Source organism: Vibrio salilacus, from assembly GCF_002811245.1.
GTDB classification, from domain to species: domain Bacteria; phylum Pseudomonadota; class Gammaproteobacteria; order Enterobacterales; family Vibrionaceae; genus Vibrio; species Vibrio salilacus.
On sequence record NZ_NIVQ01000021.1, the window covers coordinates 1 to 16,566 of the forward strand.

The 16,566-nt window shown below is 43.3% G+C and carries 17 protein-coding genes and 1 pseudogene; 5 read left to right on the plus strand and 13 right to left on the minus strand.

Translation table 11 applies throughout. The features are described from left to right. Positions 1 to 470: 470 nt before the first annotated feature. The 5 genes from CDZ87_RS13240 to CDZ87_RS13260 all read right to left on the minus strand — a co-directional run bounded on the left by CDZ87_RS13240 (position 471) and on the right by CDZ87_RS13260 (position 4,378). Entirely contained in the window at positions 471 to 722 is a 252-nt protein-coding gene (locus tag CDZ87_RS13240) for a hypothetical protein (protein ID WP_100753973.1), read from the minus strand. A gap of 8 nt (positions 723 to 730) precedes the next feature. Next, on the minus strand, positions 731 to 2,431 hold the full coding sequence (locus CDZ87_RS13245) for an SgrR family transcriptional regulator (RefSeq protein ID WP_100753974.1): 1,701 nt from the start codon (positions 2,429 to 2,431) through the stop codon (positions 731 to 733). A gap of 77 nt (positions 2,432 to 2,508) precedes the next feature. Further along, positions 2,509 to 2,742 carry a DUF3389 family protein gene (locus tag CDZ87_RS13250; RefSeq protein ID WP_100753975.1) on the minus strand — a complete coding sequence of 78 codons (234 nt, stop codon included), beginning with the start codon at positions 2,740 to 2,742 and terminating at the stop codon, positions 2,509 to 2,511. Further along, positions 2,739 to 3,191, minus strand: coding sequence for a hotdog fold thioesterase (locus tag CDZ87_RS13255; protein WP_100753976.1), 453 nt, complete (start codon positions 3,189 to 3,191; stop codon positions 2,739 to 2,741). The genes CDZ87_RS13250 and CDZ87_RS13255 overlap by 4 nt, the downstream gene beginning before the upstream one ends. A 104-nt stretch (positions 3,192 to 3,295) precedes the next feature. After that, entirely contained in the window at positions 3,296 to 4,378 is a 1,083-nt protein-coding gene (locus CDZ87_RS13260; RefSeq protein WP_100753977.1) for a site-2 protease family protein, read from the minus strand. 263 nt (positions 4,379 to 4,641) lie between these two features. Here CDZ87_RS13260 and CDZ87_RS13265 point away from each other — a divergent pair, with 263 nt between their 5' ends. Beyond that, positions 4,642 to 5,199, plus strand: coding sequence for a PhnA domain-containing protein (locus CDZ87_RS13265; RefSeq protein WP_100753978.1), 558 nt, complete (start codon positions 4,642 to 4,644; stop codon positions 5,197 to 5,199). A gap of 153 nt (positions 5,200 to 5,352) precedes the next feature. Here the strand turns inward: CDZ87_RS13265 and CDZ87_RS13270 are convergent, their stop codons facing one another. Continuing rightward, positions 5,353 to 5,544, minus strand: a complete 192-nt coding sequence (locus CDZ87_RS13270) for a hypothetical protein (protein ID WP_038176577.1) — start codon at positions 5,542 to 5,544, stop codon at positions 5,353 to 5,355. Positions 5,545 to 5,835: 291 nt separating this feature from the next. Next, positions 5,836 to 6,792: a TerC/Alx family metal homeostasis membrane protein gene (locus tag CDZ87_RS13275; RefSeq protein WP_100753979.1), complete on the minus strand. Its 957-nt coding sequence runs from the start codon at positions 6,790 to 6,792 to the stop codon at positions 5,836 to 5,838. A gap of 27 nt (positions 6,793 to 6,819) precedes the next feature. Between CDZ87_RS13275 and CDZ87_RS17045 the strand changes: the two genes are divergently transcribed. Further along, a complete protein-coding gene (locus CDZ87_RS17045; RefSeq protein WP_157806474.1) occupies positions 6,820 to 6,990 on the plus strand; it encodes a hypothetical protein in 171 nt (56 codons plus the stop codon). Positions 6,991 to 7,249: 259 nt separating this feature from the next. On the opposite strand, the gene CDZ87_RS13280 is transcribed toward CDZ87_RS17045, so the two are convergent. After that, positions 7,250 to 9,001 carry a bifunctional metallophosphatase/5'-nucleotidase gene (locus tag CDZ87_RS13280; protein WP_100753980.1) on the minus strand — a complete coding sequence of 584 codons (1,752 nt, stop codon included), beginning with the start codon at positions 8,999 to 9,001 and terminating at the stop codon, positions 7,250 to 7,252. Positions 9,002 to 9,231: 230 nt separating this feature from the next. Here CDZ87_RS13280 and CDZ87_RS13285 point away from each other — a divergent pair, with 230 nt between their 5' ends. Further along, the gene (locus CDZ87_RS13285; protein WP_100753981.1) at positions 9,232 to 10,863 is read left to right on the plus strand and encodes an ATP-dependent endonuclease; all 1,632 of its coding nucleotides are present in this window, start codon (positions 9,232 to 9,234) and stop codon (positions 10,861 to 10,863) included. A 101-nt stretch (positions 10,864 to 10,964) separates the two neighbouring features. Here the strand turns inward: CDZ87_RS13285 and CDZ87_RS13290 are convergent, their stop codons facing one another. Then, positions 10,965 to 11,450 carry a DUF1097 domain-containing protein gene (locus tag CDZ87_RS13290; RefSeq protein ID WP_038176581.1) on the minus strand — a complete coding sequence of 162 codons (486 nt, stop codon included), beginning with the start codon at positions 11,448 to 11,450 and terminating at the stop codon, positions 10,965 to 10,967. A 174-nt stretch (positions 11,451 to 11,624) separates the two neighbouring features. Next, positions 11,625 to 12,530 carry a LysR substrate-binding domain-containing protein gene (locus tag CDZ87_RS13295; protein ID WP_100753982.1) on the minus strand — a complete coding sequence of 302 codons (906 nt, stop codon included), beginning with the start codon at positions 12,528 to 12,530 and terminating at the stop codon, positions 11,625 to 11,627. Between the two features lie 250 nt (positions 12,531 to 12,780). Here CDZ87_RS13295 and focA point away from each other — a divergent pair, with 250 nt between their 5' ends. Then, positions 12,781 to 14,229 carry a formate transporter FocA gene (gene focA, locus CDZ87_RS13300; protein ID WP_100753983.1) on the plus strand — a complete coding sequence of 483 codons (1,449 nt, stop codon included), beginning with the start codon at positions 12,781 to 12,783 and terminating at the stop codon, positions 14,227 to 14,229. A gap of 102 nt (positions 14,230 to 14,331) precedes the next feature. Here focA and CDZ87_RS13305 read toward each other — a convergent pair whose 3' ends face one another. The 3 genes and pseudogenes from CDZ87_RS13305 to CDZ87_RS13315 all read right to left on the minus strand — a co-directional run bounded on the left by CDZ87_RS13305 (position 14,332) and on the right by CDZ87_RS13315 (position 15,820). Next, positions 14,332 to 14,901: a YceI family protein gene (locus tag CDZ87_RS13305; RefSeq protein WP_100753984.1), complete on the minus strand. Its 570-nt coding sequence runs from the start codon at positions 14,899 to 14,901 to the stop codon at positions 14,332 to 14,334. Next, positions 14,898 to 15,437: a cytochrome b gene (locus CDZ87_RS13310; RefSeq protein ID WP_100753985.1), complete on the minus strand. Its 540-nt coding sequence runs from the start codon at positions 15,435 to 15,437 to the stop codon at positions 14,898 to 14,900. Before CDZ87_RS13310 ends, CDZ87_RS13305 begins: the two co-directional genes overlap by 4 nt. Positions 15,438 to 15,571: 134 nt before the next feature. After that, positions 15,572 to 15,820, minus strand: a pseudogene (locus CDZ87_RS13315) (DUF2164 domain-containing protein). A gap of 102 nt (positions 15,821 to 15,922) precedes the next feature. On the opposite strand from CDZ87_RS13315, the gene CDZ87_RS13320 reads away from it, so the two are divergent. After that, positions 15,923 to 16,558: a hypothetical protein gene (locus CDZ87_RS13320; RefSeq protein WP_100753986.1), complete on the plus strand. Its 636-nt coding sequence runs from the start codon at positions 15,923 to 15,925 to the stop codon at positions 16,556 to 16,558. The last annotated feature ends 8 nt before the right edge of the window (positions 16,559 to 16,566 follow it).

Here is a 16,566-nt window from a genome sequence, read left to right on the forward strand (position 1 = left end):
ATAAGTTCAAAAAAAATCCCTGAGCATAGCTCAGGGATTTTTGTATGAGAGACAGGCACTAACGCTGGCTTTTCTAACTCTGTTTTTAAAATGTTTTCCAGGTGGTTAAATACAAAAAACTCCAGTTAAGGAGTTTTTTCAAGCACGAATTCATCAAAAAGATTAACAAAAATGGAATGAATAAGTGGATTATTTAGCTGATGCCATCTCTTTCTTTACCATTACAGCTGCTGCAACGATGAAAGTGATGATTAGACCTAGCTCCATTATAAAACCCTTCACGTAAAGTTGGAAAAACCGAAAAGAAACTGCGGATATTCTAGCAGTTAAAAAAAACAATGATAGCCTTTAACGAGATTTTTACGTTTTTTATCGGCTCAAACCAAATGTCACCATCACTTATCCATTTTCAACAATTTCTGCTCCTATATCCTTAAAGAAGCTGGTGAGAGTTTTATGCTAAAAATACGTTATTTCACTGTCACTTTACCGCCAATAATTTTGTAGGCTGGCGCTGCGCGAATCAAGGTGTCGCGTGCAAACTCAATCCCACAGTTAGGGCAAAAACAAGCGATTTCTGTGTAGTCTTCGACAATGCGTTGTTTAAAACATTTTACTAACGCCCCTTTACCGCCTTTACGGTATTTAAACAGCTTGGATTTACATTTTGCGCAGTAAATTCCAACAGTTTCAGTCGGTTGTTTTTTATTCGGCTTAGCCAAAGTCGCTCCTATAATGCCGGTTCTGTTGGCTCTGGTTTTACCCAAACCTTGCCAAAGTCGAACCAGCCTAGCGCATTGCATTTGGCGTTTTGTAATGAACCACAATGATCTTTACTTACCCCTAACCAACAATGGAACATTGGGATAAGTTGTTTTTTCTCTACTAGTGATTGACCCAACAATTTGGCTGGAAATGGCGCATTTTCTGTTGCTTGCCACTGTTGCACGACTTGAGCCCAATAATTAAAATCTTGTTCACGGCTTGACGCTTCGATGTCACTGTAATTCAATAGCCACCCGGCCAGTGCGTCGTCTCGATTGGTGGCAATCCCCATCGGTTTAATCCAAATATCAACCTCTTCAGTGTTCTCTACTGTCAGATCATATTTAATTAACTGCACTGTTAATCCGTCTTGTTTCAATAGAGAATCGATCCCCTTGACTAAAGTTGGAAACATAGGATGTTGAGCATGATAAGCCACTGTCACTGTGCGATAAGCAGGTGGTGTCGCAACTCCTTTGCGGATATGGTGATACCAGCCCGGCTTCAGTCCAAGTGCAGGCAATACGCCGAGCTCAACGATTTTGTCTTGCGGGAGTTGCTGGTACAGGTTTAGGGAGTTTAATCGCTGACTAAAATAGTTGGCCCAATCATCTGATGCCGCCAATCCATTTTTTCTGTTCAGCAGCAATAGGGTACTGCCAGGATCAAGCGCTACCTCGTCGCTGTAATTAACAACTTCAGGTTTGATAGGTTTTGTTAAGCTTGGAAAAACCATCGATGAATAGGCTTCATCGATAACCCAAACTTCAACTCGGTCAAGTAGAGGCCTAAAGCCAAAGTAGCCGTCAAATGCTTGCAAAACCAAGCGTTTTTCGTCGTTTTGTACGACTCTATATGGTCCGGTCCCGACAGGTGATAAATCAAAGTTCTCTGCCCTACGATCTTCAGGTAGAACGATTTTGGCGCACGACTCTGCCAATAAAAGCGGTAATTTATAATCATCTAGGTTGAGATGAACATCAACAATCAAATGACCGGGAGTGTCGACTCGCTCAATATGGGAAAATAGTCGCTTATGTTTCAATTTACTAAAACAATCAACAATCATCTCTGTTGTAAGCAAGTCTCCATTATGAAAACGGACACTTGGACGAATGTAGAAACGCCACTGACGCGGATTCAACATTTCCCAGGTATGGGCCAGATCAGGTTGCAGCATTTCGCGCTCATCAAGCTGGGTTAATCCACTAAAGATCTGTTGGGCAATGTGCAGTTCAGAACGACGCATCTGAATACTTGGGTTGAGGTTAGTTAGCGGTCGATAATAGGGTAACCGCACTACCTGCTGCCCTTCTTGATGAACCACGCCAAGATAACTTTCAACCACTTGCGCTAACTTGGCGCTGTCATTATCAAGTACTTTTAGCGCTTGACCAATTTTACCCTCTTCGAGATAACGACGAGCCAGCGCCTCACTCACATCTGAGCGACTACGCTTAAAAATCAATTGAGAGAGTTTGCCGCGACCTGGCGCTGGGCGCCACTCCAGCCAACCTTCTTCTTCCATTTTATTGAGAACAATGCGTGCGTTACGACGAGTACAAAATAAAATGCCGGTGATCTCTTCTAGTTGCACACCACTGTCTTGGCCTTTGTAGTGTTCAAATAGGGTTTCAAATTGGACGCGTAAACGGGGGCTGCTCATAAAGAGGAAATCTCAATTGATATACTATGAGTTTAATTTTCCCCGTTTAGATGATGTTGATCAAGTGCTGTCGTAGATTATTGTATCTTGAGCCCAATTTGAGTGGCGAGTTCGTTTAATTGCTGTTCACTATCAAGTTTGATCGACCAAGTGGTTTCACTGCCATGGGCAGCAATGACATTGGCGCCACGTCCAATGAGAGATAATGCATCGATTTGAGCTTGCAAAGACACCATGTGTGCACCGCCAAGCTTGATAACGACCTCATGCGCAGAGGCTATCACCTTGCCACCGCTAAATGGAATAATCATACCGCCGCCGCCATTATAGATGCCGATTTTTTGTGTTTTTTGATAGCGATGGTTAGTCGACTGGTGCAGACAAGTCGTCCACGTTCATCTGTGATGTTGATTTGCCACACTTGTGTGGACACGCCTAGATGAATAGGTTTGGCAGTTCCAATTACTTTACCACTGCGCATCGAGCGGACATGGTTGGCATTGATATCAAGTCCTACGCAATAGCTGTCTTTATCGACACAGAAGTTGGCAGCTAAAGACCCCAGTGTTTCGGCCAGTACAACCGATGCTCCACCATGTAACATACCTAAAGGTTGGTGAGTAAACGAACAGACGGGCATGGTGGCCGAAATATAATCGTCACCAACGTCACTGTAGATGATGTCTAGGTGTTCAATAAGGGTATTTTTAGAGGTCTGATTGAGCGCGTCTAAGTTAATCGGTCGTTTCCAAATAGTCATCGTGTTTCTCGTTGCTCTCTTCAGTTAACAAAGATTGTAACCTAATGTTATCATTGACCCGTTGTCAAATTGCTATTAAAACGGAAAATTCAATTTTGCATTAATTAAGTGCCAAGAATTAACAGAGGTAAGCGCAAAAGTTCATCGCCAGTAGAAGCAAAGTACCAAATAATACTAATTAAGCCAGCCACAAGACCGACGTACCAGATTGCGGAAATAATTTGACCATATCTGTCTAAAGGTAATAGGTGGCTGTGGTGGCGTCCTCTCCATTCAATGACGACTTCTAACATCCCCATAATCAACAAAAAGCCAAACAGTGTTAAGCCCAATGAATAGCTCAGCACAACGCCGCCTGCCGCCGCTGCGGTGCACAAAGCAATACCAGCAATGCTGTTCATTGAGAAACTAATGCTCTTTAAAATATGACCCCCATCAAGTGGTAGGATTGGCAATAGATTAAACAGATTGAGAAAGGCATTAAATACCGCAAGACCGGCAAAGAACATCTCACCAGTGACTAAATAAGCCACCAGCAAAAGGATCGATAAGATCAAACCAAACATCGGGCCCATAATCGAAATTACTACGTCTTGCCAGCGGGTATTTATTTTCTCATCGCTCAGAGCCAATCCGCCCAGAAATGGTACTAAGTAAATTCCTTTCGTTTTCATACCAAAGTATTTCATCGCTCGCACGTGGCCATATTCGTGAAACACCAAACAAGCAATCAATGCTAAGGCAAATTGAAACGAGAATAGCCATGAATATGCCGCCAAACTGGCAGAAGCAAGTACCACTTTGATCAGTTTGGCACTTTTAAGCGCTTTCATACCCAGCGAAACCAAACCAATTAGACTGAATTTTCGCTCAGGCATTGGTGGGTTAAATGGTACTTGTTGCTCGATATCTTTACTGTTTCGCTGCCCAGATAGAATGGTTTCGCCGTTGACGGTTGCGACAAATTCTAGTGAGAACGGTTGCCATACTAAGCGCGTCTCTAAACGACAGTTCAGTTCTTTATCACCGCTTAACAATGAAAACTGATGCTCACTTTGCGCTTGGCGATCTGAATCGGCGTCAAGCTGAGAAACCAATTGGTTATCCCAATAGAGTTGTTGCCAGCCGGCAAGCGAGCCTTCTAAGCGTAATGGTTTGCCGAACAAATCGATGGAGAGTAATTGCAACTTATTGACCTACTAATTTGATATAACAACGCTGCAGATTATGCCTACCAAGTCTAAGCAGGTAAAGTAAATGGTTATATTATGACCCTGTCACCTTTGTTAACTCTATGAATCGTATTATTTTGTTTGCTTTTTAATCGACGGGTGAATAATAGGCTCTTTTATGCTGTTAATGTGTTGCAAATGAGTAAAGCCCTTTATTTTCGGAAGATAAAGTGCATAATAACCGCCGTTATTCATACCTTAAGAAATGTGAGTCCATTATGTCTTCTGAAGCAACTATGCTAGAACGCTGCCAATCAAAATGTGAACTATGTGCTGCCCAAGCACCATTAACGGCATTTGCTGTTCCTCCGCACAGCCATGTGACAGTAGATTACGCGATTATGGTTTGTGATAAATGTTTGGGCGAGATTGAAGATCCGCAAGACATTAACCATTGGCGCTGCCTTAACGATAGCATGTGGAGCCAAGTACCTGCGGTACAGGTCACGGCTTGGCGCCAACTGACTCGCTTAAACAGTGAAACTTGGGCGCAAGACGCGCTAGACATGATGTACATGGAAGAAGATCAAATGAACTGGGCAATGACGGGGATGTCTGCTGACGACAAACCATTCGATTGCAACGGCGTTGAACTTAAAAAAGGTGACGACGTAACGGTAATCAAAGACCTGCCAGTGAAAGGCACTAACCAAGTTATCAAGCAAGGTACGGTTATCCGTGGTATCAGCATCGGTAATGATCCTAAGTTGGTTTCAGGTAAAGCCAATGGCGGTCAGTCTATGTACGTGATTGCTGAGTTTACTCGTAAGAAGTAACTTCTTGCTGAGCTAAATCGAGAATTAAAAAAAGCGCTCAATTAATGGTAATGCCGTTCACTTAAGAGTGAACGGCATTTTTGTTTGCCCGGCTAAGCAGGCAAACAAAAAAGCCAGCAACAAGGCTGGCTTTCTAAAATCGTCTATTTGAATTTAACGATACAATCCAATATCTCTTTGCATATGTCCAGATAAATCGGTTGCATAATGTGCACGTGGTTCACTGTTATCAACAAATAGAATATCTAATAAGTGTGCAATCAATCCTTTGAAAGAAACCGAGTAGGTTTTTTTATCCATAGAGATAGGAGCATTGATGCTACCCATTTGCATTGCTTGTGCCATGATTGCCTCTCTATAAACTGTCGTAGTTCGTTTTGATGGGCTAATGATAGGCAATAATTTACTGGTCAAAAAATGACAAATTTTCTTTTTTTAAATTAGAAAAACTAATGCAACAACTCATTAACAGGCGTAAGTGCGCTCTATCTAGTAAATCTGCATATTCTTTCATTATCAGTCATTATTAATGAATAATAATTTTCAAATCACATGCCTTGCGTTGATTTTTTACACATTTTTTACAAGTTAATGTGTCTTGATACGCAAGGCATGATACTAAGACAATACAATTACTTATTCAGCATTAGTCGCGATTTCAGGTGTTTGCTTGCGCTGCTTGATCATCGAAGCAACAATCGCAATGGTCATTGTCGCTAATAACACCATTAAAGACCACAAGGTTGGGATCTCCCAGTCAGTACCGACCAACATCATTTTGATACCAATAAATACCATAATGAATGACAGTGCTGGCTTAAGGTAAATAAACTTATCCATCATACCTTGTAAAACAAAGTACAAGGAACGCAAGCCGAGTAGCGCGAATACGTTCGCAGCCAAAACCAGAAACGGCTCGCGTGTAACAGCAAAGATCGCAGGGATGGAATCTAAAGCAAACATCACATCCATAAACGCAATCACTGCAATCACGATGAACATAGGTGTTGCAACACGTCGCCCTTGCTCAATAACAGTGAGCGCATTACCTGAAAATGTCTCACTGACAGGGATCCAACGGCGAATTAACCGCTCCGGTAGCGGGTTTACCGACTCTTCACCTTTGTCACGCGCTAGCTGAATACCCGTCCAGATCAAAAATAGTGCGAATAGATACAGCACCCAGTGGTATTGCGCCAGCAATTGCGCGCCGACCGCAATCATGACTGCACGCAATAACAGCGCGCCAATCACCCCCCATAACAGAGCTCGCGGACGTAAATGCTCTGGCACGAGGTATTGGTGAAAGATGATCGCAAACACAAACAGGTTATCGACGCTGAGTGATTTCTCAAGCAGATAGCCTGTGGTAAAAGCAATGCTAGCATTATGTGCGCTATATTCACTGCCTGGTGCATATACATCCCAAAAAAGATAAATGCTTGCAGCAAATAAAAACGCCAATGCAAACCAGATGAGGCTCCAGATTGCCGCTTTTTTGATCGTTACTTTGCCACCACGCGTTTGCCAAATATCCAGGCTAACCAGTATTAGGGTCAGAAGTGCAAAGCTGATGTAAGTTATTGGGGTCATATGTCCTCCTAAAACGGAGGGATCGCATTGAAAAAGATGACGTGTAACGATCCCTACCGCAAACAAAAGCTCTACACAGCAAGTAAAGCCGTGCAGTATTTGAATACGTTGGTCTCGTCGAAACACACTGATAGCGCCTATCAGTGGTGTTTATACTTACCGGATAGAAGCAACGACTATCGAGATGACGATAAGTAAACCATTGGCGACTACTCCCCAAACAGCGCGGATTTTATGCCTCAATTTGGCGTTCGTCTATAATAAAAATCAAAAAAGAGCAAAAAAATGCTCTTTTTTAGTTGCTAATCAATAGTCAAATTCCGCCAAACGGTACAAAATACACTAAGGCAGTCCAGATCCCTATCCAACTAGCAATCACAGCGATGTCTATCCAATCTTTACTACACATAACTCCCCCTTGAGTGCGATATCACGCAAGCTTGGACTCATAGAAGTATTAGCAACCTTTATGCCAGCGCTGATTAATGTTAGTTATGTTAGCTCGATTGAGCGCCTCTGGCTGGTCAGTCAAAAGGTCGATTAAGCAATCTGCCATCGAGACAGTGGTCACGACCCCCTCGCCCTGCATGTACGTTATTGCTTCATAGCCTTCTTTGCCTTTCATGGTATAGGCAGATGAAGTTCCGCAATAAACTTTACTTTCTTCAACAGGTTGCCAAGTTCCGTCACGTTCTAAAAGCATCAGGTTCTTAACACGCTCACCCATTGGGGCATCACATAAATAGTCAAAGCTTAACTGATGGGTATACGGATATGAGCCATCTCCAGTACCAACGACACCATTGTTGAGTGCATTGTTAATTGCCCCTTCTAATATTTGGGCAATATAGCGTCCTTCGATATGGTAGATACCAATAGGCACGGCAAAGGGCAATAATTTTCCTGCTATATCAGCAATGGAGATGCTACCCGCACTGAGTGAGTTGCGCACCCCACCGGCATTATGAATGGCAAAATCAACTTGATGACCGAGTTTACTCATCTTATACATAAAGGACTCTGCCACTAAAGGCGCAATTTCGCTCGGCCCCTGTTCATCAGGAATACGGACATGACGCAATTTACGCTCGCAAACGGCAATAACTTGCTTTTGCAACTGTCGAACTTGGCTGGTGTATTTCTCTTCAAGCAGTGCTTGCAGATCGCGATCTTTTTTACATACCACGACATTGGGGTGATTATCGATGTAGGATCGCGCGACCTGATAAGGGGAATCATTGTGAGTTTCGCTCATATTGGCATCAATAAACAGCCGACGACCAAGCAGTAATTCATTCTTACCGTTAAAGCTAAGTAGTGTCCCATTGGCGGCAAATTCAAGATCGCAGTGACCTAGGCTCAACGCATGTAATCCCGCTTGAACGACGTACGTTTGCTTCACTTTAACGCCATAATCGTCATCTTTAACTAAACCTAGACCGCTAAAATCACCTTGCAGCCGGTGACTGTGACCGCCGACCACAACGCTAATGCCATCGACATGATTCGCCAGATCAAGGTCGGCCTCATAGCCCATATGGCTAAGAAGAATAACCTTATCGATGCCACTGGCCTGTATCGCTGCTACGGTGTTTTTCGCCGTTTCAATAGCATTGACGAATGGCGTATCCCAGTCGGGATTCGAGATGTCGGCCATTTTGTCCAGTGCCAATGAAAAAATCGCCAGCTTTTCACCATCGATAGATTTCTCTATCCATTGGGCACGATTTTTTTGCGCCTCGAAACTGACAACTTTGCTGTTGTTACCAAGCTTGATTGGTTTTGCGGCCAATTCATTTGACAGATCCCAGTTACCGGCAAGTAACGGAAATTGAATTCTATTGGCAAAATGTGCCACGGGTTCGTTGCCCATGTCCAATTCGTGATTGCCCAGTGCCATTGCATCAATATTGAGCGCATTTAACATGGTGGCATTGGCTTCGCCTTTAAAGAGCGAAAAATACAGCGTGCCTTGGAAGCAATCCCCGGCATGCAAAAAAATAAAGCCTTGCTGGTTTTGCTCTGCTTGTTGTTTTAGCTGTTTGACGCGAGTCGCGATACGGGCGAAGCCCCCCGCGCTTACAAACGGGGCAAGTTCGACACCATCGACCGTAATGGCTAGTTGAAGTGACGTAGGTTCAAAGTACGAATGTGTATCGTTAATGTGCGCTAGACGTAGTTTCGTTGTTTTATTATTTTTATCTGTCATATACCTTCTCTCTATTCCATTACATCGTACCGCATTCAATATGACAGATTCATTATATTTCACATTAATTGTGAAAACCAAATTCATACGACATTAAAAACTTTGATCTATTAGCGCTAAAGCGATTTAATCTTGATTACGACTCATATGTCATATTGTGAGCTAAATGTCTGCTATAACAAGGATTTTCTATTATGCTTAAGTGAATAACAGCGTAATGGAGCCACTCTATGAAGCTAGAACGCATTGAAATTTCCGGTTTTCGCGGCATTAAGCGCCTATCAATTGCATTCGATGAGCTCACCACATTAATTGGTGAAAACACATGGGGCAAATCTTCGTTACTCGACGCTTTATGTGTCGCCCTTCCACCTGAAGGTGTGCCCTATCAATTTGAAATGACAGACTTTCATGTTGATTATTCTATTGCCCACCCACAGTCTCAGCATCTACAAATTGTGCTCAGTTTGGTCTCGACTGAAAAACAAGAAATCCACGCTGGGCGCTATCGTAGAATTAAGCCGATTTGGGTTGATGACCCACATAATGGTTATCGAATTATTTATCGTTTGAGTGCTTCACGTGACGGGCACAATATCACTACCCGTTATAGTTTTCTTGATGCTGATGGCAATCCACTTGCTCTTCATCATTCAGAAAAGCTGGCGCAAGAACTAATGTCATTGCATCCGGTCATTCGTCTTAAGGATTCACGTCGCTTTGAGCGGCCTATTGTAAACCACAAAGATGTAAATACTCGGATTGAAAAACGTATCGATAATACCTATCGACGTTTAATGGCGATCCCAGGACACGTAAATAAAGGCGAAATGCGCAGTAGCATTAGTTCAATGAACGCATTAGTTGAGCACTATTTCTCGTTTAAGCCGAGTAGCCGAAAGAATATACGTAAACAGCGCGATGGTATTTTTTATAATGCGGCCCCCGGGTCTAAAAGTCTCGCCCAAGTTGTGGAAGAAACAAAAGATAAGCAAACCCGACTGCTTTTGATGGGGTTGCTCAATGCCTTTCTCCAAGCGAAGGGGCCGAATACCCTCCGTCGCTGCGCCCGACCTTTATTGATCGTTGAAGATCCTGAGGGCCGATTGCACCCAACCCATCTAGCTCGGGCTTGGGGGTTATTACAATTATTACCGATGCAAAAAATCCTTACGACGAATAGTGGTGATCTATTGCGCCAAGTACCTTTATCTAGTATCCGTCGTTTAGTCAGACAGTCTGACCGAACGATTACGACCTATTTATCTGACAAAAAACTCGGTCATGACGAGTTACGCCGCATTGGTTTTCATATTCGTTTTCATCGCTCAGGAGCCCTGTTCGCTCGCTGCTGGCTACTGGTGGAAGGAGAAACCGAAGTTTGGTTGTTCAACGAACTTGCCAATCAATGTGGGTATAATTTGGCAGCAGAAGGTGTTCAAATTATTGAATTTGCACAGTCTGGTCTTAAATCTTTGATTAAAGTTGCTAAGGCTTTTGGCATTGATTGGCACGTGGTGACTGATGGTGATCCAGCAGGTAAAAAATACGCGGCCACAGTCAAAAGTCAGCTCGGACATGATCAAGAAAGGCATCGCTTAACGGAGTTACCTGATCGTGATATTGAACACTTCCTTTACAACAACGGTTTTGAAGCGTTCTTTAAGCACATGCTTAAGATTCCGCTCGATCACCCAATACCAGCAAAAAAAGTCGTCGTTCGTGTCCTAAAGAAATACGCGAAACCCGATCTCGCATTGGCGATAGTTTCTCATTGCGAAGAAAAAGGGATTGAAGGTATTCCTATCTTACTGCGTTGGACTTTAAAGCGTGTAGTGACAATGGCGAATGGCAACACATAAAAAAGCGGCACCAATCTAGGTGCCGCGTATCAAAACGGTTGATACAAATTAATCGGGGGTATTCCTAACAAATGGAGCCATGTTAAGGAATGCATCACAGACTAAGGGCGAGCTTGTAAACCACCATTTGCCTGAGATTGAGTTGACCGTTGATGTAACCACACTCCGCTTGTTTTCATTAGATAACCAAAAATGCCACCTAGAATCAGCGAAGGAACCACCAGTTTCCAATTACCCTCTGCCGCAAAGGTTGCACAACAACCGATAAAGGTGCCGGGAATGTAACCGAGCCAGGATTTCTTTGCTTGAATACACATAACGAACGCAACCACTGCTGTAATCACATAACCTGCAATTTCTAATGAAGCGAATTGCGAAGCGTGGATGATCACCATCGCCCAAAAAACGCCGCTAATATTGGTCATCAAACTGATTGATAGCCCTTTTAGGCCATCATTGGGTGAGGCAAAAAAACTGGTGCATCCGAGAAAGCCAGCCCAAGAAAGTAACCCCAGTGATACCGCGATCCAACCCCATAATCCAGAAAGAATGCCAGTAGTAAGTGATATTGCAACGAGAGTGCTCATAACGTCTTGCCTTGTGTGGTTTAACACATCAAATGTACAAGGCTCTATGGTAAGGAAAATATCGCCCAACAAATAACGGTTCGATCACATTATCAAAGTAACATGAGTGTATGAATTTCACTAAATTGTGATGCAATCGATATTTCAACAGATATAGGAAATATCAGGTTAGCTCTACAACACGCTTGGTTTGCCTTTCATCATCCTAGCGCCCTCGCGTTTAATGCATTCGACCAATGGATTTTCAAGCATATCAGCACGCCAGATAAACGAGAGTGTTCTTTCCATATTAAGGTCAGGCACATTCAAAGCGATAAGCTTGCCACTATCAATAAAACGTTCAACGTCGAGATAAGGCAAACAAGTGAGATATTGCCCATTTTCGACCATGCTGCGAAGCACAGGAACATGGTCGTATTCGCGCCAAACATCGAGATCTGCAATTAGGTGATGCATTGAACTGTCAAAAATCATTCGTGTCCCACTGCCATGTTCGCGTAATACCCATTTCGCTTGTTGAAGTTGAGCCAAACTAATGGTTTTGTGCTTAGCAAACGGATGGTGTGCGGCGGCAACGACTGTTAGGTGATCTCGACACCAAACTTCTTGTTCAATTCTATTGTCGTCACAGCGCCCTTCGATAATGCCAAGATCATATTGGTAATCCAAAACACCTTGAATCACGATATCAGTACTCTCGACACAAAGTGCGACTCTCATTTCAGGGAATGAGTTATCAATAATACTGATGAGGTCAGGCACTAAATGTTCAGCAGGTGTTTGGCTCGCGCCCAGCTTAATAGTGCCGCTTAGCAAATGCTGATCATAAAACCCCATTTCTATCTGCTGCGCATCTTGCAATAAGCGTTTAGCTTTAGGCCGTAGCCACATTCCCCAGTGCGTTAAGGCCATCTGCTTGCCTTGACGTTCGAACAGAGGTCGACCAAGCATTTTCTCGAGTTGAGCCAACGACATACTGGTTGCCGATTGAGTTAACGCCAATTTATCTGCAGCTTGGCTAACACTGCCTGTATCGGCGACGGTGTCAAATACCGCAAGCTGTTTTAATGAATAACGCATCACGTTCCAATCCTTGTGAGTAAGGTGACATTGTCACAAAATAAACTTAACGATTATCAAACTGTTACTCGTCTATAAGCAAGCCGTTTCATTTTACCTAGCTCCGTTATCATATCAATATTTTTGATAAGGTTTTTAAAAATTATCAATTTTACCTTTAGCACCTGACATCGTAGTTTAAATGGGCAGTGACGGAAAGTTCACTTTTTAATCAAGGAGTTATTTATGAATTTGATAGTCGGGAGTGCGTATGTCGACAGCGCAAGCGAATAACCAGTGCTTCTCACCCTCAGAAATGATGGCAGAGGCTGAAAAATTCGCCCTAAGTAAAACGAAAAAATCTAGCACCATGACATTAGGTCTTGCCGTGATGGCTGGCGCTTTTATTGGACTCGCTTTTCTGTTTTACATCACAGTGACAACCGGAAATAACGATACAGGCTGGGGTATTAGTCGTCTTGCTGGCGGACTGGCGTTCAGTATGGGATTAATTTTAATCGTGATATGCGGTGGTGAGCTATTTACCAGCTCAGTGCTATCAAGTATTTCTTGGGCGAATAAGCAAATCAGCTTTGCCAAGATGGTTAGCATCTGGGGCAAAGTTTATGTCGGGAACTTTATCGGTGCCATGTTGTTGCTTGCGATCGTTACCGCGGCTGGTTTATACCAAATGGACCATGGCCAATGGGGATTAAACGCTCTCAATATTGCCCAACATAAGTTACACCATACAAGACTGCAAGCATTTGCTTTAGGGGTGTTATGTAACCTTTTGGTTTGTCTCGCAATATGGTTAACCTTCAGCAGTACTAACGCACTGACCAAAGCAGCAATGACCATTATGCCTGTGGCGATGTTTGTCTCTAGCGGGTTCGAACACTGCGTCGCCAATATGTTTATGGTGCCACTTGGAATCGTTATTCAAACGTTTGCACCTGACAGTTTTTGGCAACAAGTTGGCGCCAGCGCTGGGCAATATGCAGACTTGAATATTCACCAGTTCATCGTGGCAAATCTCATTCCAGTGACACTCGGCAATATTGTTGGTGGCGCCGTGCTCGTTGGCCTCGCTAACTGGAGTCTTTATCGTCGGCCACAACTTAAATCGGCAAATGTACAAGCAATCACAACAACAACTCAGATAAATACGGCTAAGGAACTTACTATGAACAATAACATTACAGCAAAAGACATTATGAACACCCAAACAGTAGTATTGAGCGCGGATACACTGGTTCCAGTTGCCATTGATACGCTACTAGACAATCAACAAGTTAGCGCGCCAGTATGTGATATTGAAGGACGTTTAGTTGGCTTTTTCTCCGCGCATGACGTTATGGTTGATCTTTGGTGCCAAGACTATATTCCACAACAACAACAAAAGGTGGTCGATATTATGTCGCGTGATGTCGTCGCAATTGATGCGCGAGATAAGCTGGTTGATATTGCCGAATTCCTATGTATCGACAAAGATCAGCTTTATCCAACGACGAGTATGGGCATTGCAACCCATCTGACAACACTCTCTCTTGAAGAACGTGCGAAAGCGATGAAAGTACACAAGCCACATATCCTGCCAGTACTAGAGAATGGTCGATTAGTCGGTGTGATTGAGCGTAAGGATGTTTTACAAGCGTTACGCCCAATCTACGGTGAGCGTATTACTGTCATTAATGAGCGACAATTAGAAACGGCGTAACAAAGCTCGTTCATTTGCTAAGGTTTTGGTTAGGAAATAAGTCGCTTGACCAAAAAAGCCCCCAACTTAGGTTGGGGGCTGTTTGTATTTGATGGGCAGAAATTACTTTTTAACACCTTCAACATGCAGTTCCATGTCTACGTAGCTTGAAGCTCCCATCACGGCGATGTTGAAATCAGCAAGCTCAAGACGTGTTGTGCCGTAGAAGCCAGCTCGTTCACCACCCCAAGGGTCTTGACCTGCACCGATAAACTCAGCATCGATAGTAATTGGTTTAGTGACACCATGTAGATTCAAGTCGCCATTTACGGCTAACTGACCATTGCCTTTGTCAACCACGCTAGTGCTGGTAAAAGTGGCTGTGTCGTATTTTGATGCATCGATAAAATCTGAGCTACGAATGTGCTTATCACGTTCAGCATGATTTGAATCAAGACTCGTTGTATCAACGTTTACCGTGACTTTTGAGGCACTGACATCGGCAGGGTCGTAAGAAAATTGACCGTCAAACTTGTTGAAACGTCCCTTGATGAAACTATAACCGAGATGACTAACTTTAAAGTTAACAGACGCGTGTGCGCCTTTGGTGTCGATCATATACTCTGCTGCGCTTGCGCCAAACGGTAACGCCATTGCCATTGCTAGTCCGGTAACGAATAAAGTCTTTTTCATTTTGAAGCTCCTATCATCTTGCGTAGCGTATTGTCTTTGTTAATAAAGTGGTGTTTCAGTGCGGCAACCGCGTGTACGCTTGCCAAAATAATCAGAGTCCATGCTGCGTAGAAATGAATTTCGCCAGATAAATCTGCCTGTCCGTCAAAAAACGCGCCAAGACCAGGAACGGTGAACCAACTAAATACTTCGATTCCCCGACCATCTTCTGTCGAGATCAGATAGCCTGAGATAAACAGGACGAAAAGAACCACGTACATCGCTAAATGCGCTAATTTTGCACCCAGAACTTCATAGCGCGTACCTTCAATTTTTGGTGACGGCGTAACCAGATTCCAAACGACTCGAGTTATCGTCAAGCCAGCTAAAAGAATCCCTATCGATTTATGCCAGTGAGGTGCAGTACGGTACCATTCACTATAATAAGAAAGGTCAACCATCCACAAACCAACACCAAACATGCTAATTACCACCAAAGCCGATATCCAATGCATAGAGCGCTTAGGCAAACTGTAGTTTTTTACATCTGATTTCATTTGCTTATCCTGAATTTCGATCAGTTTTTTCAGAGTACATCTCATCTGTAATATATAACATAGTATTTACTATTATTAACACCGTCGACAGCGGTTGGACTTGATGAACTCGTTCGAAAAATTTGAAGAAACTTTTAAAACGCACTTTTCTGCGATATTTCATCAAACTCATCAGTGATATCAAGCATCCTACGCTGTATTACCGCTTGGGCATCGGGTAAGCCTTGGTTCTAAAAGGCGCGGCCAAACTTACTGACAATGCAATCAAAAATAAAGTCGTTATCGAACTGGCCCATTTCTATATCCCATTCGTCTTCTAGGTAACGCTGTAGAGCGCGGCACATCGTTTGTTTTTGTTGTGATGTAAATTCAATCTTAGACATAAACTATTAAAGCGACGTGATTTCTCTTGATTAAGTGTAACGAATCATAACCAGCGCGTGTTAGTCTTTAACTGCTAATTGCTCATAATGGAGAGATGGATCTTGTTATTGGATGTGCTCGTACAGAGCGTTAATGAATTCCAAGCTGACTGCATGACATTGTGTGAAAAACACTACCCTACCATTCACAACAAAGGAATGACTGAACATCACTTGGGTTTGGCTTTCGCGCGTCGTCTGTCACGCACACTGAACGAATTCGGTCATGATTATGATTATAAGCCGTTAGACACATCGGGATCGATGGAATTACCGCATCATTACCGAGTCAGCTCTGAAATTGGAACCGTATGGATTCTCACCTCGCATTTGGTCAGTGCAGGCTCATCTTGCCGTAAAAAACTGTTTAGAAATGTCGCCCAATGGCAGCAAGAATATGGTTTCGCCGTTCAACCTAACGATCTGTTGCTTTTATTGACCGATCACTGGATTACACGCAGCAAGCAAAGCCGCGAACTCCTTCATTGGTGGACAGGTCAGCTTCCTGAAGAAGTGGACGAATACAAGGTACAAGGTATTACCCTGTATGAAAGTGAATCACTGTTGGCGCAAACCATGGACAAACATTTTAACCTCAGCCCTTACTTTGTCAAATTTACACACCCGCTAAAACGTGCTACGGACCAACAGTTAGTACGTAAATACATCCAACTCTATTCTGTGGTTCAACTTAGTTAGCTATCTAG